This is a genomic window from Pseudomonas sp. JV414 (assembly GCF_032424305.1).
In the GTDB taxonomy this organism is placed as follows: Bacteria; Pseudomonadota; Gammaproteobacteria; order Pseudomonadales; family Pseudomonadaceae; genus Aquipseudomonas; species Aquipseudomonas lini.
In genome coordinates this window covers 498,310-517,836 of the sequence record NZ_VYKC01000022.1, presented here as the reverse complement: position 1 = coordinate 517,836, position 19,527 = coordinate 498,310, and the positions used below count along the sequence as shown (strand labels likewise).

Annotated in this window: 23 protein-coding genes and 1 pseudogene; 11 read left to right on the top strand and 13 right to left on the bottom strand. The window is 54.3% G+C overall.

Annotated elements, in window-relative coordinates:
* Positions 1–16 precede the first annotated feature (16 nt).
* The 8 genes from F6R97_RS26395 to F6R97_RS26360 form a co-directional block, all read right to left on the bottom strand.
* A complete protein-coding gene (locus tag F6R97_RS26395) occupies positions 17–1,045 on the bottom strand; it encodes a nucleoside hydrolase (RefSeq protein ID WP_038980104.1) in 1,029 nt (342 codons plus the stop codon).
* A gap of 33 nt (positions 1,046–1,078) precedes the next feature.
* Positions 1,079–1,483 carry a D-ribose pyranase gene (gene rbsD, locus F6R97_RS26390; protein WP_030132353.1) on the bottom strand — a complete coding sequence of 135 codons (405 nt, stop codon included), beginning with the start codon at positions 1,481–1,483 and terminating at the stop codon, positions 1,079–1,081.
* Complete coding sequence (rbsK, locus tag F6R97_RS26385) at positions 1,480–2,397, bottom strand: ribokinase (RefSeq protein WP_048395115.1); 918 nt, start codon at positions 2,395–2,397, stop codon at positions 1,480–1,482. Before rbsK ends, rbsD begins: the two co-directional genes overlap by 4 nt.
* Before the next feature lie 56 nt (positions 2,398–2,453).
* A complete protein-coding gene (locus F6R97_RS26380) occupies positions 2,454–3,473 on the bottom strand; it encodes a LacI family DNA-binding transcriptional regulator (RefSeq protein ID WP_050682887.1) in 1,020 nt (339 codons plus the stop codon).
* Positions 3,474–3,476: 3 nt separating this feature from the next.
* The gene (locus F6R97_RS26375) at positions 3,477–4,454 is read right to left on the bottom strand and encodes an ABC transporter permease (protein ID WP_007905898.1); all 978 of its coding nucleotides are present in this window, start codon (positions 4,452–4,454) and stop codon (positions 3,477–3,479) included.
* Positions 4,451–6,004 carry a sugar ABC transporter ATP-binding protein gene (locus F6R97_RS26370; protein ID WP_315867346.1) on the bottom strand — a complete coding sequence of 518 codons (1,554 nt, stop codon included), beginning with the start codon at positions 6,002–6,004 and terminating at the stop codon, positions 4,451–4,453. The genes F6R97_RS26375 and F6R97_RS26370 overlap by 4 nt, the downstream gene beginning before the upstream one ends.
* Before the next feature lie 56 nt (positions 6,005–6,060).
* A complete protein-coding gene (locus F6R97_RS26365) occupies positions 6,061–7,017 on the bottom strand; it encodes a sugar ABC transporter substrate-binding protein (protein WP_048395120.1) in 957 nt (318 codons plus the stop codon).
* Positions 7,018–7,194: 177 nt separating this feature from the next.
* Complete coding sequence (locus F6R97_RS26360; protein WP_038980097.1) at positions 7,195–7,647, bottom strand: hypothetical protein; 453 nt, start codon at positions 7,645–7,647, stop codon at positions 7,195–7,197.
* A 337-nt stretch (positions 7,648–7,984) separates the two neighbouring features.
* Between F6R97_RS26360 and F6R97_RS26355 the strand changes: the two genes are divergently transcribed.
* The 3 genes from F6R97_RS26355 (at position 7,985) to F6R97_RS26345 (ending at position 10,220) form a co-directional block, all read left to right on the top strand.
* Positions 7,985–9,073: an asparaginase gene (locus F6R97_RS26355; RefSeq protein WP_315867345.1), complete on the top strand. Its 1,089-nt coding sequence runs from the start codon at positions 7,985–7,987 to the stop codon at positions 9,071–9,073.
* A 162-nt stretch (positions 9,074–9,235) separates the two neighbouring features.
* On the top strand, positions 9,236–9,526 hold the full coding sequence (locus F6R97_RS26350) for a DUF1654 domain-containing protein (protein ID WP_038980095.1): 291 nt from the start codon (positions 9,236–9,238) through the stop codon (positions 9,524–9,526).
* Positions 9,527–9,530: 4 nt separating this feature from the next.
* On the top strand, positions 9,531–10,220 hold the full coding sequence (locus F6R97_RS26345; protein WP_038980094.1) for an endonuclease: 690 nt from the start codon (positions 9,531–9,533) through the stop codon (positions 10,218–10,220).
* A 72-nt stretch (positions 10,221–10,292) separates the two neighbouring features.
* On the opposite strand, the gene F6R97_RS26340 is transcribed toward F6R97_RS26345, so the two are convergent.
* Positions 10,293–10,658 carry a sporulation protein gene (locus F6R97_RS26340; RefSeq protein WP_048395122.1) on the bottom strand — a complete coding sequence of 122 codons (366 nt, stop codon included), beginning with the start codon at positions 10,656–10,658 and terminating at the stop codon, positions 10,293–10,295.
* A gap of 248 nt (positions 10,659–10,906) precedes the next feature.
* Here F6R97_RS26340 and csrA point away from each other — a divergent pair, with 248 nt between their 5' ends.
* Positions 10,907–11,101, top strand: coding sequence for a carbon storage regulator CsrA (gene csrA, locus F6R97_RS26335; RefSeq protein ID WP_007905913.1), 195 nt, complete (start codon positions 10,907–10,909; stop codon positions 11,099–11,101).
* Between the two features lie 194 nt (positions 11,102–11,295).
* Here the strand turns inward: csrA and F6R97_RS26330 are convergent, their stop codons facing one another.
* The 3 genes from F6R97_RS26330 to F6R97_RS26320 form a co-directional block, all read right to left on the bottom strand.
* Entirely contained in the window at positions 11,296–11,751 is a 456-nt protein-coding gene (locus F6R97_RS26330; RefSeq protein WP_315867344.1) for a DUF2214 family protein, read from the bottom strand.
* Positions 11,752–11,957: 206 nt separating this feature from the next.
* Complete coding sequence (locus F6R97_RS26325) at positions 11,958–12,455, bottom strand: hypothetical protein (RefSeq protein WP_315867343.1); 498 nt, start codon at positions 12,453–12,455, stop codon at positions 11,958–11,960.
* A 178-nt stretch (positions 12,456–12,633) separates the two neighbouring features.
* On the bottom strand, positions 12,634–13,101 hold the full coding sequence (locus F6R97_RS26320; RefSeq protein WP_038980091.1) for an anti-virulence regulator CigR family protein: 468 nt from the start codon (positions 13,099–13,101) through the stop codon (positions 12,634–12,636).
* A 281-nt stretch (positions 13,102–13,382) separates the two neighbouring features.
* Between F6R97_RS26320 and F6R97_RS26315 the strand changes: the two genes are divergently transcribed.
* The 7 genes and pseudogenes from F6R97_RS26315 to F6R97_RS26285 all read left to right on the top strand — a co-directional run bounded on the left by F6R97_RS26315 (position 13,383) and on the right by F6R97_RS26285 (position 17,849).
* Complete coding sequence (locus F6R97_RS26315; RefSeq protein WP_315867342.1) at positions 13,383–14,339, top strand: site-specific integrase; 957 nt, start codon at positions 13,383–13,385, stop codon at positions 14,337–14,339.
* Between the two features lie 45 nt (positions 14,340–14,384).
* A pseudogene (locus F6R97_RS26310) lies at positions 14,385–14,656 on the top strand (integrase); the annotation flags it as partial.
* Between the two features lie 743 nt (positions 14,657–15,399).
* Positions 15,400–15,825 (top strand): hypothetical protein, encoded by a 426-nt coding sequence (locus tag F6R97_RS26305; protein ID WP_315867341.1) that lies wholly within the window; start codon positions 15,400–15,402, stop codon positions 15,823–15,825.
* A gap of 152 nt (positions 15,826–15,977) precedes the next feature.
* Positions 15,978–16,172 (top strand): hypothetical protein, encoded by a 195-nt coding sequence (locus tag F6R97_RS26300; protein ID WP_315867340.1) that lies wholly within the window; start codon positions 15,978–15,980, stop codon positions 16,170–16,172.
* A complete protein-coding gene (locus F6R97_RS26295; protein WP_315867339.1) occupies positions 16,169–16,408 on the top strand; it encodes a hypothetical protein in 240 nt (79 codons plus the stop codon). Before F6R97_RS26300 ends, F6R97_RS26295 begins: the two co-directional genes overlap by 4 nt.
* Positions 16,405–16,887: a hypothetical protein gene (locus tag F6R97_RS26290; protein ID WP_315867338.1), complete on the top strand. Its 483-nt coding sequence runs from the start codon at positions 16,405–16,407 to the stop codon at positions 16,885–16,887. Before F6R97_RS26295 ends, F6R97_RS26290 begins: the two co-directional genes overlap by 4 nt.
* Positions 16,888–17,207: 320 nt before the next feature.
* Entirely contained in the window at positions 17,208–17,849 is a 642-nt protein-coding gene (locus F6R97_RS26285) for a hypothetical protein (RefSeq protein ID WP_315867337.1), read from the top strand.
* A 758-nt stretch (positions 17,850–18,607) separates the two neighbouring features.
* Here F6R97_RS26285 and F6R97_RS26280 read toward each other — a convergent pair.
* Complete coding sequence (locus F6R97_RS26280; RefSeq protein ID WP_315867336.1) at positions 18,608–19,525, bottom strand: FRG domain-containing protein; 918 nt, start codon at positions 19,523–19,525, stop codon at positions 18,608–18,610.
* Positions 19,526–19,527: the final 2 nt, after the last annotated feature.

Below are 19,527 nucleotides of genomic sequence, written 5' to 3'. Positions count from 1 at the left end.
CCTGCGGGTATACAGCTTACTTCAGGCGAGCCAAACGCTGGGTCAGCAGGTCGAAGAAGCCCTGAGCGTCGCCATTTTCGACCCAGAAGGCATTTTTCGGTGCTTTCAGGCCGTCATACCAGTCGACAATGGTCTGACCGAAGGTCGGCCCTTCGCGACTATCAACCACAACGTTGACTGAACGGCCAGTGAACAGCTCCGGCTTGAGCAGATAAGCGATGACTGTGGCGTCATGCACCGGGCCACCCGACATGCCGTAGTGCTCCATGTCGCCTTTGACGTACTCGTTGAGAATATCGCCCACCAGCTTGCTGGCATTGTTGTTCAGGGCGGCGATCTGCTTCAGGCGCGCTTCACTGGTCAGGATCTTGTGGGTCACGTCCAGCGGCAGGTAGGTCAGTTTGACGCCACTTTTCAGCACCACTTCCGCAGCCTGAGGGTCGGCGAACAGGTTGAATTCGGCCACCGGGGTGATGTTGCCGCCGTTGAAGTGCGCCCCGCCCATGATCACCACTTCCTTGATGCCCTGAACAATTTCAGGCTCCTGGATCAGCGCCAGCGCCAGGTTGGTCTGTGGACCGAGCATGGCGATGGTGATGCTGTGGGGTTTGGCTGCTTTCAGGGTATCGATCAGATAGTTGACCGCATTGCCTTCGGCCAGACCTTTCTTCGGTTCGTGCACCGTGACGCCCGACAAGCCTTCCTTGCCGTGAATGTTCTCGGCATAGATCGGCGTGCGCATCATTGGCTTCGGCGCGCCCGCGTAAACAGGCACCTCTTCGCGCCCTGCCCACTCGCGGGCCAGACGCGCATTACGCGAAGTCTTGTCCAGACGTACGTTGCCAGCAACGGTGGTCAGCGCACGAATGTTCAGTTCTTCCGGCGATGCCAGGGCAAACAGCAAGGCGACCACATCATCGGCCCCCGGATCGGTGTCGATGATCAAGTCGATCTTTTCCGCCGCTTGGGCGCTTGTTGCGGTAATCAGGGACAAAAGCAGCAGACTCCGGAGCAGGTGGTGCAGTTTCTGAGCATAGCGGTGCATAGCGCACTCCTTGTGCGTGGGAAGAACGGAAAGTTAGAACGTTACGCCAGCCACCAAGACGATGTTGCAGTACGGCTGACATTCGCCTGTACGAATAATCGCCCGTGCTTGTCGGCTGAGTACTTTGAATTGGTCATGACTGAGCAGTTCACGCCGGCCCAACGCACCTTCGGCATTCAGTTCATCCAGGGTGCTCAAGGCCGACGGTTTCTTGTCGAGAATCTCATGGGCCAGCACATGGCTTTCGACCTGCATTTCGCTGAGCACGACCTTCAAGGTACTGACGAAATCCGGAATCCCGTGGGTCAAGGCCAGGTCGATCAATTCGACGCCGGGCGGAACCGGCAGGCCGGCATCGCCGATCACCACCGTGTCGCCATGGCCCAGGGAAGCGATCAGCCGCGACAGCGCGACGTTGAGCAAAGGAGTCTTTTTCATGGTGCTTTAAAGGCCTGTACGTCGGGCAAGGTGGGAATCGAAGGTTGCGCACCAGCCCGGGTGACCGACAGCGCTGCGGCGACCTGGCCGAAACGGATCGCATCGGCCTCGCTTTTGCCGGCCGCCAAGGCTGCTGCGAAACCACCGACGAACGTGTCGCCGGCCGCGGTGGTGTCGACCGCCTTCACTTTCGGTGCCGGGAAATGCTCGAAGCGTTTGCCATCGGCGAACAGTGATCCTTGAGAACCCAGGGTGATGATCACTTTGCCGGCGCCCATGGCGATCAAGCGGGCCGCGGCGGTTTCGGCGGTGCTCAGGGTATCCACCGGCAAACCGCTCAAGGCCGAGGCTTCGCTTTCGTTGGGTATCAGGTAATCGATGGCCGCATACCAATCCGCGGGCAGCGGGCGACTGGCCGGCGCCGGATTGAGAATCACGGTTTTACCCAGCTCTCGACCGCGCTTCAGAGCATGGCCGACCGTGGCATCCGGCACTTCCAGCTGACAGATAATGACATCCGCCGCTTGTAACACCGCGTCGAAACGGTCGATCACTTCGGGCGTGAGCGCGCCGTTGGCACCGGCAACAATCACGATCGCATTCTGGCTATTGTCATCGACCACGATCAACGCCACGCCACTGGAGTCTTCGACCGTACTGACCGCCTGGCAATCGATCTGCTCGGCCAACAATGCCCCGCGCAGCGCTTCGCCATAGGCGTCGCTGCCGACACAACCGACCATCGACACCTGCGCCCCCAACCGCGCCGCGGCCACGGCCTGGTTCGCGCCCTTGCCGCCGGAAACCGTGGCAAACGATTGGCCAATCAGCGTTTCACCACCACGGGGCAGCCGTGGCGCCCGGGTTACCAGGTCCATGTTCAGGCTGCCTATTACCACTACTTTTGCTGGCATACATCACTCGTCAATTCTGTTTCTGCGGTGCTTTTGGTTTCAGCGACTTTCTGTTTTCAACGGAAGTGGGCGAACACACCGGCCAGCGGCGCAGTCGATTCTCGCAGGACAATGCTGGGCGTCACGATGCGCTGATCGGTCACCAGACCCGGCGTGGCAATCCTGCGCAACAGCACTTCGGCCGCCATCTCGCCAAGCTGCAGGATCGACTGGCCCACGGTAGTCAGCGCCGGATAGACGTAACGGCTCATCTGGATATCGTCGAAGCCGATCACCGACAACTCGGTGGGCACACGAATATTACGCTCGGCGGCGGCGCGCAACACACCGATGCCAATCATGTCGTTGCCAGCGAAGATTGCGCTGGGCGGGTTCTTTTCCAGCAGGATCGCGGCGGCGTTGTAACCGCCGGTACTGGTGAAGTCGCTTTCCAGCATGCGCTCGCGCGGCACTTCGACACCCGCCTCTTTCAAGGCGCGGCAATAACCGGCCAGACGCATCTGCGCTACGCTGGTACTCGCCGGCCCACCAATCGTGGCGATGTCCCGATGCCCCAGATCCAACAAATGCCGGGTCGCCAGATAAGCGCCATATTCGTGATCGATGCGCACCAGATCGGCATCGAGATCTTCGAGCCCACGGTCGACGATCACCATTGGCGTACGCACACCCGCCAGACCTTCGGCCAGGCCGCTGTCACCACCGGCAGAGGCAACGATCAAGCCGTCAATGCGTTTTTCCAGCAACACGCGAAGGTAGCTGCGTTGCTTGTCCGGGTTGTCGTCGGAGTTGCAGAGGATGACGCAATAACCGTTGCGCTCGCAGTAATCCTCGATGCCACGGGCCAACTCGGCGAAATACGGGTTGAGGCTGTTGGGCACCAGCAGGCCGATGGTCGCGGTGGTTTTCGCTTTCAATGACCGAGCCACGGCGCTGGGCACGTAGTCGAGGCTTTTGATCGCCGCCTCGACCTTGATCCGTACTTCCTCACTGACCGGCCGCGTCTTGTTCACCACGTGGGAAACCGTGGTGTAGGAAATACCCGCGAGTGCCGCTACATCCTTGATTGTTGCCATGACTCAGGTCCGCCGGCTTGCGCGCTGACTGCGATAAGTATCAAGCACCACCGCCACCACGATCACCGCACCGGTGATGATGCGTTTGGTCGGTTCGGTCGCGCCGATCTGCGCCAGACCGGCCGCCAGTACGGAGATGATCAGGACGCCGAAGAATGTGCTGATGACCGAGCCGCGCCCGCCCATCAGGCTGGTGCCGCCGATCACGACCGCGGCGATCACCTGCAGCTCCAGACCGGAGCCAGCATTCGGGTCCGCCGCTTCCAGGCGCGAAATCTGAAACAACGCAGCGATACCGGCCAGCAGCCCCATCAGGCTGAACACCAGGATTTTGTAGGGCTTCGGATTGATCCCCGCCAGACGCACCGCCTCTTCGTTGGTGCCGATGCCGATCAGGTAACGACCGAACACGGTACGCGTCAGCACGGCCTGGGCGATGAAGATAATCAGCAAGGCAATGATGAATGACGGCGAGATGCCGAATGCGATCGGGTTGGACAGCCAAGCGAAGGCATCACCGATGTAGGCAGTGCGCGAACCGGTCATCTGATACGCCAGACCCCGCGCCATCTCCAGCACGCCGAGGGACACGATGAACGACGGAATCCGCCATGCCACGGTGATCGAGCCGGTGATAGTCCCGGCCAATGCCGCTACCGCCATGCCGAGCAAGGCCGCAGGCAAGACGCTCCAGCCCCAACCGAGAATCGCCACGCTGACTGCCGAGGCCGCAAGCGCCAGCACCGACCCCACCGACAAGTCGATACCGCCGATGATCAATACGAAGGTCATGCCGACCGCCAGCACCATCAAATCGGGAATCTGGTTGGCCAGGGTGCTGAAGGTGTCGTAAGACAGGAAGTGGCTGCTCAGGACCGAGAACAGCGCGACCATTGCCAGCAAGGCACCGGCCAGGCCCAGATAAGTGCCGAGGCCGTAAAAGTTGCCACTACGTTTGCCGGCCAAAGATGCAGTATTCATGGAAGATCCCTAGGCGCTGCTTCGTTGAGCAACGCATCACGTTTTTGGTAGCCGGCGAAAGCCGCGGCAAGCAAATCATCCTGGGTCCAGCTGTCACGCTCAAAAGTGTCGATCAGACGCCCTGCCGACAACACACCGATGCGATCGCAGATCAGCATCAGTTCGCGCAGGTCGCTGGACACCACTACCAGCGCTTTGCCCTGACGGGTCAACTCACCGAGTAATGCGTAAATATCGAACTTGGCGCCGACGTCGATGCCACGGGTCGGCTCGTCGAACAGCATCACCGTGCAGTCGCGCTCGAGCCAGCGGCCGATCACGACTTTCTGCTGATTGCCGCCCGACAATTCCGAGACCAATTGCGTCGGGCTGGAACTGCGAATGCGCATGGCGTTGATCTGACGCTGGGCCAGAGACATCTCGTCACCGTTATTGACGAAGCCACCGCTGGAAATCACCGGCATATTGCCCAAGGCAATGTTGGCGCTGATCGATTGCGTCAGCAGCAGGCCTTCGCCCTTGCGATCTTCGGTGATCAGGGCGATGCCGTGACCGACCGCATCCGCCGGCGAACGAATACTCACCACCTGAGCCGACGCCCCCAGCGCGACGGTGCCGCTGTCGGCTGTATCGGCACCGAAGATCAGGCGCAGCAACTCGGTGCGCCCTGCCCCGATCAAACCGGAAATCCCGTAAATTTCACCGGCGCGCACCTGGAAGGACACGTCGCGAACCTTATCGGAACGGGTCAGCCCTTTGACCGTCAAGGCCGGCGCGCCAATCTTGCGCGGCCCCATGTCGATGTGCTCGCCCAATTCACGGCCGACCATCAGGGTGACCAGTTGCTCGCTGTTGTAATTGGCCATCGGCTCGACACAGACCAGGTTGCCGTCGCGCAATACCGCAATGCGCTGGGCCACCCTTGCCAGTTCTTCGAGGCGGTGGGAAATGTAGATGATCGACACGCCGCGAGCCTGCAGACGAGTGATCTGCTCGAACAGCATTTCGACTTCACGGGCCGTGAGCATTGCTGTCGGCTCGTCGAGGATCAGCACGTGGCAATCGCCGATCAGGTTGCGGGCGATCTCGACCATTTGCTGATGGCCGATTCCCAGTTCGCCAACCAACGTATCTGGATCGATGGCGTCCAAGCCGACCTGGGCCATGGCCTCGATCGCCGCCTTGCGCAGCTGCTTGCGGCTGATCCAGCCGCCGTGGCTAGGCAGGTTGTCGAGAAACAGGTTTTCCGCCACCGACAACGTCGGCAACAGATTGAGTTCTTGCATGACCATGCGGATGCCCAGCTCTTCGGCCTGGCTCCGGCTGCCGGGACGGTAGTCCTGCCCCTGGAACTGCATCTGGCCGGTGGTCGGCGTGACCAGTCCGCCAATGATTTTCGACAGCGTGCTTTTGCCGGCACCATTCTCGCCGGTCAGCGCCAGCACTTCACCGCGCATCAGCGTCAGGTCGATACCGGTGAGGACGGGTTGGGCATAGGTTTTACCGATACCGCTGACCGAGAGGACAGCGTTCGGGGCGCAAAAGGACATAAAAACTCTCCATGTGCTCGCCCCAAGAGGCGAGCACCGTTGTGTCGCCAGAAGGACTACTTGGTAACCAGCACTACCGGAGTTTCGATGACGCCATTGACGCCGCTATCGACTGTCTCGCCCTTGATGATTTTCAGCGCAGTCTCGATGCCGAACACCGCTTGCCGGGCAGCAAACTGGTCGGCGGTGGCCAGGACGCGGCCATCCTTGAGCATTGGCTTGATGGCGTTGATGTTGTCGTAACCGACCACTTGCACCTTGCCGGCCTTGCCCGCCGCGCGCACGGCAGATACTGCGCCGACGGCCATGCTGTCGTTGCCGGCCAACAGGGCCTTGATGTTCGGGTATTCGCTGAGCATCGACGAGGCAACCTTGCCGCCCTTGTCGATTTCCCAATCGCCGGACTGCAGGGACACGACTTTGATCTGCGCCGCCTCCATCGCATCCTTGAAGCCCGCCGTGCGCTGCTGGGCATTGGTGGTGGTGGAAACGCCTTCGATGATGCCGACTTCGTCACCGGCCTTCAGTTGCTTGGCCAGGTACTCACCCACCAGACGCGCGCCTTTGCGGTTGTCCGGGCCTACGAACGGAACGGTGATGTTTTTGCTTTTGACCACGGTCGGGTCCAGCTGGTTATCGATGTTGATCACGGTGATGCCGGCATCGACTGCTTTCTTGATGACCGGAACCATGGCCTTGGAATCTGCCGGTGCGATGACCAATGCGTTGACCTTGGACAAAATCATTTGCTCGACGATGCGCGTTTGGCCGGCCGTGTCCGTTTCGTCCTTGATGCCGTTGGAGATCAGCTCGAAGTCGCCGGAGTGGTCTTTCTGGTAGGCCTTGGCGCCGTCTTCCATGGTCAGGAAGAATTCGTTGGCCAGGGATTTCATGACCAGTGCGACTTTAGGTTTTTCAGGGGTTTCGGCGAAAGCCGAAGAGACGGGCAATGCGGCGGATGCGGCAGCCAGCATTGCGACAGCGAGAAGACGTCCAGCGAATGGCAGCTTCATGGGTTCACTCCGATCTTATGATTATTCTGAGCAACGCTTGCGCTGGACCTGCCCTTACGGGATCAAGCCATCAAAGGCGACCGCGCAAACGTTTGCGTAGACCGAACTATGCGAACCCTATGGAGATTTGTCAACGACCCGTTTTGTGTCTCGATTGGCAAAAGCCAACCTTTTTTCTCACGCCGTGGTGCTTACCAGATTGCCACTGCTGGAACCCTTGGCCAGCTCTTTCACCAGATTGCCCGTCACTTGAGCGAGCGCACCACTGGTATCGGCGATTTGCCCCTGAATCGACATGACAGCGATGGCTTTGGCTTCCGGGGTCGGATAATTCGCTGCCTGAGCGGCCGCCAGTTGCTGCTGCTGTTCGCGCAGTTGCTGCTGAAGTTCCTGCATGCGTTTGAGCAGTACCTGCACCGCAATACTTTGATTGCTGCTTTTTTCGGATTTGCTTTCGCCCTGAGTCTGCGCGCCGCCACCGGTTCTGACCTGGTTGTCACTACCCGCCTCTTCACCCAGCGCTTGGGCCGAGGCGTCGGACGTCGCTTCACTCAAGGCATTGATGGTCGCCGGGGACTTGCCCGCGATAGTGATGGCGCCTGTATTTGGAAAACCGACAGTAAACGACATGTGAACTCCTGGAGAAAGATTCCTTTAAAGGAGCATCGACCTGCGCGGGAGTTTCTTTAGCACTGATTTCCGATTTGGCAAGGCGATTTTCTCAATGGAGGTCGGAGAGCCGAACAAAAAAATCACACATGTTCGGAAACCCGGACGAGAAAGCGCGAAGATCATTCCGTGCTTTTCAATAATTCCTATAAAAATTAGAAGGTTAAAAGATCTTCACCTCCAATGTTGGACTGGTACAGATCCTGCTCTTCTCCTACACCCCTGGCGTTCAGATCTGCTTGGGGCCGTGTCTAGATGAACCTGCATCCGCACCGTTTCACTACGAGAGAAAACAATAATGAAATCTGCCTTCAACACTTTGATTCCGGGCGCTTTGGCCCTGCTATTGCTTCTGCCCTCCGCCCTTCAGGCAAAAGAAGTCGAAACCCAACAGAAACTGGCGAACGTGGTGATCCTGGCCACCGGCGGCACCATTGCTGGCGCGGGAGCCAGCGCTGCAAATAGCGCCACCTATCAAGCGGCGAAAGTCGGTATCGAACAGTTGATCGCAGGGGTTCCGGAACTGAGCCAATTGGCCAACGTTCGCGGCGAACAGGTCATGCAGATCGCCTCCGAAAGCATCACCAACGACAACCTGCTGCAACTGGGCCGTCGGGTGGCCGAACTGGCCGACAGCAATGACGTCGATGGCATTGTCATCACCCACGGCACCGACACCCTGGAAGAAACCGCTTACTTCCTCAACCTGGTGGAAAAAACCGACAAGCCGATCATCGTCGTCGGCTCCATGCGCCCTGGTACCGCCATGTCGGCCGACGGCATGCTGAACCTGTACAACGCCGTCGCCGTGGCCAGCAGCAAAGACGCGCGCGGCAAAGGCGTACTGGTGACCATGAACGATGAAATCCAGTCGGGTCGCGACGTCAGCAAAATGATCAACATCAAGACCGAGGCGTTCAAAAGTGCCTGGGGCCCACTGGGCATGGTGGTCGAAGGCAAATCCTACTGGTTCCGCTTGCCAGCCAAGCGCCACACCATGGATTCGGAATTCGACATCAAAACCATCAAGAGCCTGCCTGACGTCGAAATTGCCTACTCCTACGGCAACGTCAGCGACACCGCCTACAAAGCCCTGGCTCAATCGGGCGCCAAAGCTATCATCCATGCCGGCACCGGCAATGGCTCGGTCTCGTCTCGAGTGGTTCCCTCCCTGCAAGCCCTGCGCAAGGACGGCGTACACATCATTCGTTCTTCCCACGTCAATGCCGGTGGTTTCGTACTGCGTAACGCCGAACAGCCTGACGACAAGTACGACTGGGTTGTGGCGCACGACCTGAACCCGCAAAAAGCCCGCATCCTGGCCATGGTCGCGCTGACCAAGACCAACGACAGCAAAGAGCTGCAACGGATGTTCTGGGAATACTGATTCGCCCTCGCCCGACCTGTTCCGGGTCGGGCACCGTTGTCACCACTCGCCAACCTTGGTGAGTGGTTCACGACTTTTCCGATAAAAAAAATCCCACCGTCCTACACCAAACGGAAAAAACTACTGTCAGAGGATTTTCTTGAATTTTAAGCAGTTGCGAAAATGCTTACAGTTAAATACTGTATGCACGTACAGCTTAATAAGGATAATTCCGTGGCCACTACCTCTGTCTCTCCTGACACCTATGAACGCCTGGGTATGCGCGTTCAGAAAATCATCAATTCCCCCACCGCCCAGAAAGCCAAAGCAGCACTGATCTTTCGTCTTCCGGATGAACCCGTGGATGAGTGGGAACGCTTGCTCGAAGAAATCGACGAGAACGACAACGTCACCCTCGCCCATCGCGACGATGGCGGTGTGCAGATTTTCTGGGTTGTACCGAAGGAAGATTGAGTCAATGAGTGTCCGATGGTTTGCTTTACTGCTTCTGTTCATCGCCCTCGGCGCCCAGGCTGGCGCCCCACGCACCTTCAACGAAGCCAAGAAAGTCGCGTGGAAGTTATATGCACCGCAATCCACCGAGTTTTATTGCGGCTGCAAATACACTGGCAACCGTATCGACCTCGCTGCCTGCGGTTATGTGCCGCGTAAAAATGCCAAACGCGCCTCGCGCATCGAGTGGGAGCACATTGTCCCGGCCTGGCAGATCGGCCATCAGCGCGAATGCTGGCAACAAGGTGGTCGCAAGAACTGCACGCGGTATGACCCGACCTATCAGAAAGCCGAGGCCGATCTGCACAATCTGGTGCCGAGCATCGGCGAGGTGAATGGCGATCGCAGCAACTTCAGCTTCGGTTGGTTGCCGGTGCAAACCGGTCAATACGGTTCGTGCCTGACACAGGTCGACTTCAAGGCGAAGAAGGTCATGCCCCGCCCTTCCATTCGCGGCATGATCGCCCGGACTTACTTCTACATGAGCAAGCAGTACGGCTTGCGCCTGTCAAAACAGGATCGGCAATTGTATGAAGCCTGGAACAAGACCTATCCGGTACAGGCATGGGAACGTCAGCGCAACCAGAGCGTGGCGTGCGTGATGGGGCGGGGCAACGAGTTTGTCGGCCCGGTAGACATGAAAACCTGCGGCTGACCGGCCGCTGAAGACACAAAGGCCTGGGGCATTACACCCCAGGCTTTTTTCGTTTCTAACCGCCGCTTTTGGTTACTGAGCCGTCGGGTGCTCAACGACCAGCGACTCGATGTTCCTTTTTTTCGCCCGAGTGAGCGCTGCCGTCACTTCGGCTTGTTTGGCTTCTGCCTCGGTTTTCGAATTAAACGGTCCTATCAGGATACGAACCTTTCCGTTCTCCCTGATGACGCTGGAAACGAAGCTATGCTCAATCAACCAGCCGCTCAGGTCGCTGACCGCCTGGGGGGTTTCGCCGCGTACCTCGACGTCCCATTGCGGACCGGTTGTCGCCGCGGGTGCGGAAGCGACTGTCGGTTGCGGCTTTTGCGCGCTAACCCCCTTACCCTCATCGCACCCGACCAACGTCAATACTGCGATTACCAAGGCCATTTTGCGCACAACGCTTCCCTCTGAATGCTGAAAGCGGCGATTTTAACACTCATGGATCCTGTTCGAGCGCCGCAAAATGGGCGCAAAACAACGAGAATGATGGTTGCGGCCTCTGTATAGTTACGCCTTGGGAATTAATGCAGCATCTGCGCGTCAGAAAGAGGCACCCAAACTGCGAGACTTCGCACTAATCTATACCTATACCGACCTCTGCACTGTCCGAATCAGGTGCCCTACAAGCAATCAAGGAGAAAACCATGCTGATACTCACCCGCAAAGTCGGTGAAAGCATAAACATCGGTGACAACATAACGATCACCATTCTGGGCGTTAGCGGCCAGCAAGTCAGGATTGGCATCAACGCCCCGAAAGACGTTGCGGTGCATCGCGAAGAAATTTATCAACGTATTCAGGCTGGCCTGACCGCCCCAGACAAGCCGCAAACACCCTGAATCCTGCTGTGGTCAGTAGCCAGCCCATTCAGCCTCGAATAACGGCTGGCTAAAGATTCAAGCACCGCATCGCTCTCCGCCCAGCCTCTCTTTGCTATGCCTTCACAATGTGGAGCCGATACTACCGCCCTCGCCCCATACCTGACTGTCAGACGTTTCGGATTTGCTGCGAGAAAGGTCGTCTTCCTTCCCGGCTAACCAAACGTTACCCCACGCGCCATGCCCGCGGCAGCCACGACCATCAGCACCAGCAGTAGCGCTTCGATATGACTGATACGGGCAAACAGCGTTGCGCGCCCAGTATCGATAGCCGCCCCACGCCCCAGCGCAATCCGCCATTTGATCAGCGTCACCATCGGCGCAATTTCAAGCAACAGGATAAGGACGAAGAGCGTCATCTTGAGATGAAACAGCGGTTGGTGGAGATAGTAATCAGTACCTTTTTCGTACCCGCCAAAGGCTCGTATTCCACCCGTGACCAAAAGAATGACTGCAGAGATCCCCCACAGATTATCCGCAACCAAAACGCTGCGCGCCTCCCCCACCCCGGCAGTCAGACGACGTAAAGCCGTACCACGAGTCAGTACCGCCCAGAAGCCCAGCGCAAAGGCCAAGAGATGAATCGCCGCCAGAAACCAGTGAGCCAGCATCGACATACTCCTTATAGACGAAGTTGAAACAGCCCTACAGTAGTAGTTCATCGGATGATGATTTGCCCACGCACCTGGCTCTGCTGATTACCCGCACATCAGGGCGACCCATCGCCGGTTGTTTTAACGTCAGACTCTATTGGCAAATAGCGGGCGCAAAAAAGCCGGGCTCCTGATGGGATACCCGGCTTTTGAGAACGTTGGACTTAATCCGTTCTTTTTGAAGTCGAAGTGCGAGCCTTACTCAACCCCTTCGTGTTGTGATCACCAGGCGTAGAGGCCGAAATGGCAGAGGCTTTCGTCACTCCTCGCGTATCCCGGGAATTCGCAATGCCCGAAGTCACGGAACCATGGCCGCTATCGCCATTACGATCGCTACCGTAGTGATTGCCACTGATACCACGGTCGCGGACAGCTTTACCTGCGTGATCACTGCTCAAGCCATTGCCGTGGCCATTGCTGACGCCGCCGGAATGCCCGGAACCACCGTGGCCACCGCCGTTACCACCGCCATTGCCACCACCGTTACCACCACCATTTCCGCCGCCGTTACCACCACCACCACCACCACCACCACCACCACCACCACCACCTTTCGCGTAGGCGGAACTCATGATGGACAGGTCAGCGGGCAATAATGGGGCGGCTGCAAGCATCATCACGCATGACATGACAGCGGCAAAACTCTTGTTTTTTAATAACATGGGTGGGTTCCGTGAGGTTGATATTGCACGGAGTAATTGACCCTTTCGGCCCCACACAGTTCAAAGGTCAACGACCAACGGGCAGGCAATGTGCAGTTATCGAACAATGCACATTGCTTCCCATAGTTTTACTGGTCGTTATGCAGCGAGGGCGCGATTGGACTTTGTCATTTTCACTTCAATCGAATGCGCCATTGAGAACCTCGTAGATGATCCCGGTAGCAATGGCCACCAATATCAAGTCAGTTCCCGCCTGCCGCCACTCGTAGCCATCGTAGTGTGGAAGCCTGCCGAGCAATCGGCCATCAAGTTTCTTGGCGATCCCCGGCGGTAGCGGTTTTCCGCGTGCGAGATTTTTTTGAATACCGGGTGGCAAGGCGGGCCCGGGGCTCCAGTAGTCGCGATAACCACCCACGATTCCAATAACACTTCCGTGATTGATGCTCGGGCCGTGACTCCAATCGTCACCCCCTGAACCTTTGCCTTTGTTTCCTTGGCTGGGGTTGCCATGGCCCTGAGTGTTTTGTGGATTTCCCTTGCCGCTTCCCTGGCCCTTCCCGTTTCCCGGGTCGGCCAATGCAGTCATTGAAGCGGACGCCAAGGCAAGACACGTCATAGCGGCAATCAACGAGCGAGATCTAAACATATCCGTTCTCTCAGAAAGGGGATGCCCCCTGCAATGTAGACGGTTATGGGTGTGTTAGTTCAGAAACTATCCTTGCAGAGTTTTGCAAATCGCAGACAACAAAAAAGGGCCCACCTTTCGGTGAGCCCTTCTAGACCGCCCAGCAGAGCGGATTTTGTTTGGTAGGCGCGATTGGACTCGAACCAACGACCCCCACCATGTCAATGTCTGCTTGCGCAAGCTGCAAGCCTTGCTGCTCTTGGATTTCACAGAACGCCCATTCACATCATGAGGCGTCAAAAATGGCCACTTTCCGCTTACTTCCGTCCGGCAACTGGAATGCTCAGGTACGGATTCAAGGCAAATCTCCCCAGTCGAAAACCTTCAGCACCAAGGCAGAAGCTGAGTCATGGGCGAACCATCTCGAAGCCGTGACGGTGGAACGCAAGCATCACACTATATATACGCTGGGTATGACCTACTGCGAAACCATGCTCAAAGGGAAAGGCAGCTACGACCACGCACTTAAAATCGTGGAGCATCTGGGCAGGCATTTCACGCAGCCCATTCACGAAATCACGCCGCAGATGATCAATGACTTCAAGATTATGCGATTGAAGAAGGTGAAACCGTCCACGTGCAGGACGCAACTCGCATTCATGTCCCGCTTCTACAGGTTCGCTAAACGCGGCCTACTGATTGACATTCACAACCCTGTCAGTGATATCGCGCTTCCAAAGCCTGATCGGTCTTCCGACAAAGTGATTAGTGCAAGCGAGCTTGAGCGGTTACTGGCGAAGCTGTCACCCATCATGAAACCCATTGTCGAACTGGCATATGAGACTGCCATGCGGCGATCCGAAATTCTGAAGCTGACCAAAGACTGTCTGCACCTCAAAGAACGCATTGCCGATGTGATCGATGGGAAGAACGGCACACGGTCAGTTCCCCTCACCCACCGTGCAGTGGAAATTCTTGCACTCGCGCAACTGTACGCCACTGTAGAGCGTCACCCGAACAACCTGATCTTCCCGGTCACTCCACATGCCGTTTCTCAGGCAGTCCGATTGGCACGAGTCAAGGCAGGCTTAGACAGTAGCGTCCGATTGCATCAGCTCAGACACACCAGAATTACCAATGTCGCAAAGAAGGGTTTCAACAACGCCCAAATAATGATTGTCTCAGGACATAGAGATACACGATCCGTAGCGCGCTACTCTCACCTGAACGTCAGAGACGTGTTGCACTTAATCGATTGATTAGACCGGACGGGCAGCCATGATGAATTAGGAGTTGGCTGCCTTGCCTCATCCAAATGGATTGGCATGTACAAGACGAAATGGGTATTACCGATCCCAAGAAAACTTTTCAAAGCTTCCGGCACACAATGATCGATGACCTTAGAGACGCCGGGATGCAAGACTCCCTGATCAAGCGTATCGCTGGGCATGAAGACTCTGCCGTAACCTTCGGTGTATACGGCAGTCGTATTCCTATCAAAGCGAAGGTCCAAGCACTGGGACATCTTTCGTTGCTAAGCAACATCACCTCAACTTTGACTTTGAAAGAAAGTTGAAGAAAACGGTTGACAAATAAGCTCAACCTATTGACAAATGATAATCATTCGCGTATTATTGTTCATATTAGGAGGGAGATAACCAACACCTCATCACCACTCTTCATGGTACGCCTGTTAGGTTCTTAGCCGATTCTCGACGGCTATGTTGATAGCTCTCTCCTCTAAATTCTAGAACCACAATCATCACAGATTGTGGTTTTTTATTGCCCGCACCACAACATATTCAACTCTTTATAACCAACTCTCAAATGGAGGTATCACCATGCCTGTCGTAAAACTCTGTCTAGCTTGCAACAAACCAATGATTGGCTTTCGTAGCCACGCGGTCACTTGCTCATCTACCTGTCGCGGAATTCGCTGGAGGGCAAACAAAACACCAACGGTGCCTGTGAAGCTAATTTTCAGTGCCACTCACTTCGCTGCAATCGGGAATGCTGCTGAATTTCATGGTGTGTCGATCAATCAGTTTGTCCATGATCGTGTAGTCCATAGTATGGAGCATGCATGAGATGCGAGTGCAATTGAACGAACGAGCTGTGTTCCAACTTGAAGAACTCATGCGTCGTGCTGGCCATAAAAGTTACCAACATTGCTTGCAGGTTTTAATTACCACGACCAGCAACAACATCCGGCGTACTGACGCGAAGAAAAAAGCAACAAACATCTAAACCCCCATCAATCCAAAATACTTTCAACCTGCCCAGTAGAGGATAGAACGTATCGCATAAAAGGAAAAACCAATGAGTAATTTCATAGTCGTACACAAACCTTCACAACTCATTCAGAAGGTGATAACCAGTCCAACACCACCAGCACTAGACACTGACCATAGCTTTCATGAAGCCTCTATCATTATACTAAACCACTTCTACAAGCTTCACAAGAAGGCACTACTCAAAGGAGTACAGGTTAGTGTTGGTGAGCTTATGGGTAGTTGTACAAGTTTCAGGGAACAAATCAGTGGCAACAAACAGAATAAAATCCAGCTAGTCACTACTCGAACTCGTAAAGAGTTAACAGCTACACCAGTTGATCGGGAAGCAACCATTCGCGATTGGATTACCAGCAATCCAAACGCTGGTGTACATGATCTATCTGACCAGTTTCTCACTGGCACAGTCGTTGCTAAAGCGTACCTAAACAAGTATCGGCAACACCTTCTATAGTGCGTCACAGTATCAAATAAACGCCATCCTGGGCTATGCCCTAGGTTGCCACTTTCGCACGTCTACACACCATGGCTTATATAGGTTGAAATAGCGTTTTTAACCATATGCCAGGTGTATTTCTATAAAAATAAACAAAGGATAAACAACGCATGAATATAGAGAATAGCATTGATATGGACCGGCACCTTGCAACCAAGCAGATCGTTCACTTTCTGCATTTGAAACAATGCGCACTTGAGACAGGTGACAAGGTTGAAGCTCGAAGAGCTACTGACATTATTGATCGTCTTACCACAGAGCATGGAATGTCAGCACTTCATGAAGCTCAGGAGCGATACAAATGAGTACCGGCTTGGATCACTTTAGTCGTGGGCTAGAACGAGCATTCGCACGAAAAGCCAAAGAGCAACAGGCAAAGAAAAATATAGTACATGCACAGGAGGTTGCCCCTAGCATTGCAAATACAATAACTACTACCATTACCAATCAACCTGTAAAGCTTACTAACGAACTATACCAAACAACCTTACTAACCAAGATGCGTAGTCGTCTTGCACAACTCCAAGAGGAATCAAAATGAGCAATCCGAAAATCAGCATCAAGGGTGTGCCTAGGAAGTATGACGCCAACGAACTGCTGCAACGCCAGCAGGGTTTTCACTCTATGTATCGGTCAACTGACCAAAATTGTGAGATGGTACGGGAAGAGCTTCCATATCTCTTTCTTACCAAGGTGATTGAGAAGGTTGGTGAGGGCTATATCTTGACCGATCGGTATCCTATGACTATGGGTAACATGAACTATCACTGTCACATGACCAAACCACAGCACTTGCAAACTGCCGACTTGGCGATCATTGATGAGAAAGTAAAGCAAGACTACATTATTGAGCTGGAAACAGAGCTTACAGAATACCGTAAACTCCTTACCCAACAATTGTTGGAGAAAGCAGAACTGGCAGAGCAGAAGAAGATTTCAGACAAACGAGCAAAACTGCTGGCTGAAGTGGAACGGGAAGTCAGTGATGTTTTCGGTGAGCAACTCGTAGTGCCTGACTAACATAGCGACACCAGACAGAACCTCGTATAACGCGATACAGGTGGTTTCCCAATGCAACCCTACCCATCCATAGCCCCGACAGCTTAGCAAGTCTGTGCGGGGCTTTTGTTTGTTGAGATTTACCACTACGGCTCCACCGTAAGTCCATTTTCCGCTCATCCATGACGCACCGAAGGTAAATTCTTTAGAGAAGTCAGATTGTCAAGCTTTTCTTGACGAGCGGCGTGTATTCCTGTACAAGTCTCCGCTCAATCAGACACCTTCAAAACCTCGATGCGATCATTGGTCGATCCCGACTCAGTGCATCATGCGGAGTTTTTATGTCTGTGATTTACCACAACATCCGGCAGCTACCGAGAGGAATTGCCTATGACTTGAACTTGAAAAAAGGAGAACAATCCATGTCGTACAACTGCGCTTTAAATTTGATTCCCACCACTAACGATTTTGCACCGACCAATCCGAAGGGAGCCGGTCGCAAATCCGTGTCTACTACCAATCCAATAGCCCACATTGCCATTGAAGTCCTGACAAATGAGCCGGGCGAACCAACCCCCCTATGGCTCGACAATATTATCTTTGGGAGCTGCCTCACAGCTGCTGGGCAGTCTCAGAACGTCTGTAACGTAGCTATGAATGAAGTTGTAGGTGCATTGTATTTGCGTGAGTTCAAGGTGGATACATTGGTGGCTCATGGTACACAGCTTCGAAAGGCTCAACGTGTTATCAAAGCTGCGCGACACGCTGCCCATGGAATCCATTGTTACCTACTGCGACGACCTGAACTGTTACGGTACTATGAGGACGCATATAAGGTTGAATCCAAGCTCGCCTATTCCCATGTGACTCTCGTGTCTTACAAACAGTTACTGGATGTGCCAGAGCACATTGTTGCTCTACGCTCAGCTGGTGATTACCTAGCGTATGGTGAGGCACTGAGGGCATTCCGTCAGCAGCATTAATTAGCATCGAAAAAGAAAAACAACTTCTGAACCATCCACCCAAATCATGACCAGAATCGCAAATGCAGTCACGATTGATCATTTTTTAATTAACGACGGAAAGAGAGAGAGCGAAAGCGAACGACTGTTAAAGCGAAAGCTTTGAATAGTATATTCTGTGGTTGTAACCACAGTGGTGTATTGGAAATAGGAAGGAGAAAGACGAACGAAGTGAAAAAAAAAGTATAACACTTACTGTGTGCAACACAGAATAGCTGCTCAAAATTATTTATTTTCTGTGTTACACACAGGAATAAGATCAAGAACTGAGAGGGCTTCGCTCATCCTCTCTTCTGAAAAGCATTCGCTTGCGCTCACTTGCTGACACTGATTGTATTGGAGAGTTGAAACTCAAGAAGCGACTTCTGATTGATAATCAGATATGTCAGCAATCTCCTGTGTGACAACACACAGAAATAAATTTGAACAATCACCAGGGAAACAGGATGGTTATTAGAACCAGAATCAGGAGTTACAACAGTCACCAACCAACTTTAATTTATACACCAATACGTCTGGACACCTGATTACACATAGGCTCACATTAATTTCTGTTAAGCACGACCGCCACTTTCTCCTTGATTCAATTACATACGAACGCTATCCGATTGAAATCGGCAAGAAAACCGGGAAGAACCCAGCGATGGATGTTGACCCATCACAATCCCCGCCAGCATATGCACCGACTCAACAGAGTGCCCCCACCGGATAGCGACTTTTTAGTTTGGATCACTATAAGTTTCACGATATTCATCAAGAGCTGACTGAGACAGTCTTACTCCAGTTTCGATATTCACCCAGTCCTTCACCTTCTTCGCCACACCATGATAGCCGGGAAAAAGTGTAGAACCATCAACCCCAAGTTTAGAGCAAAGGTCCAACAACTCTGGGGCTTCACTGACTGGCAATGTCATTTTCATGAGTGCCCTAGAGCTTTCGACGTATATTTCACCCACCTCTTCAAGTGCTTCAACTTTGTACACATCCCGAATATCGTAGGTAGTGATGTTGTGTGTAGTGAACAGCCCAGACTGAGCCGCTTGGTTTTTACTGGTGCCACCCGGAGTCTTAATTACTTGGACCGTTTTCCACTTGGCCGAATGAGTCGTATCTAACGCCCAAACCGCTAGCTTTGCATCTCCTCTCTCAAGCTTGAAGTTTGCTGAGGAGGCTGCAAAATAGCAGGCCACAAAGCTTCGCTCTGTCCAGTCCAGAAGGCGCGTTGGTACATCATAGTGCTGTGCGACAGCCATGATCTCATGAAGCATTGCAGGCGGCCAAGGTTTGCCAGTCTCGAAGTAATTGTCGTAGTAGAACGAATCAGATAACGCGCTCATAAATTGTGCGCTATAGCCGGGCAATGTTAACCCGGCCCGGTCACAGCCGAGCAGGAACTCTTTGAGAACTTCATACTCGAACGAAACCTGACCTGAACTTGTTTCGTCAAATACTCTTCTTGGGGAGTCATGAGCAAAAGAACCTGCACCACGTCGGCAAACAGAGGGCGTGAGTGAGTATTCGTCACTTGGCTGACCTCTAAAGATGTACCCGCTCTCCCTCCAGTCAGGGTTCAACGGAGAAACGTAATTCAGCAGATCAAGTGCCTTGGTGAAAGGTATTTCAATCGGACTACCCATCG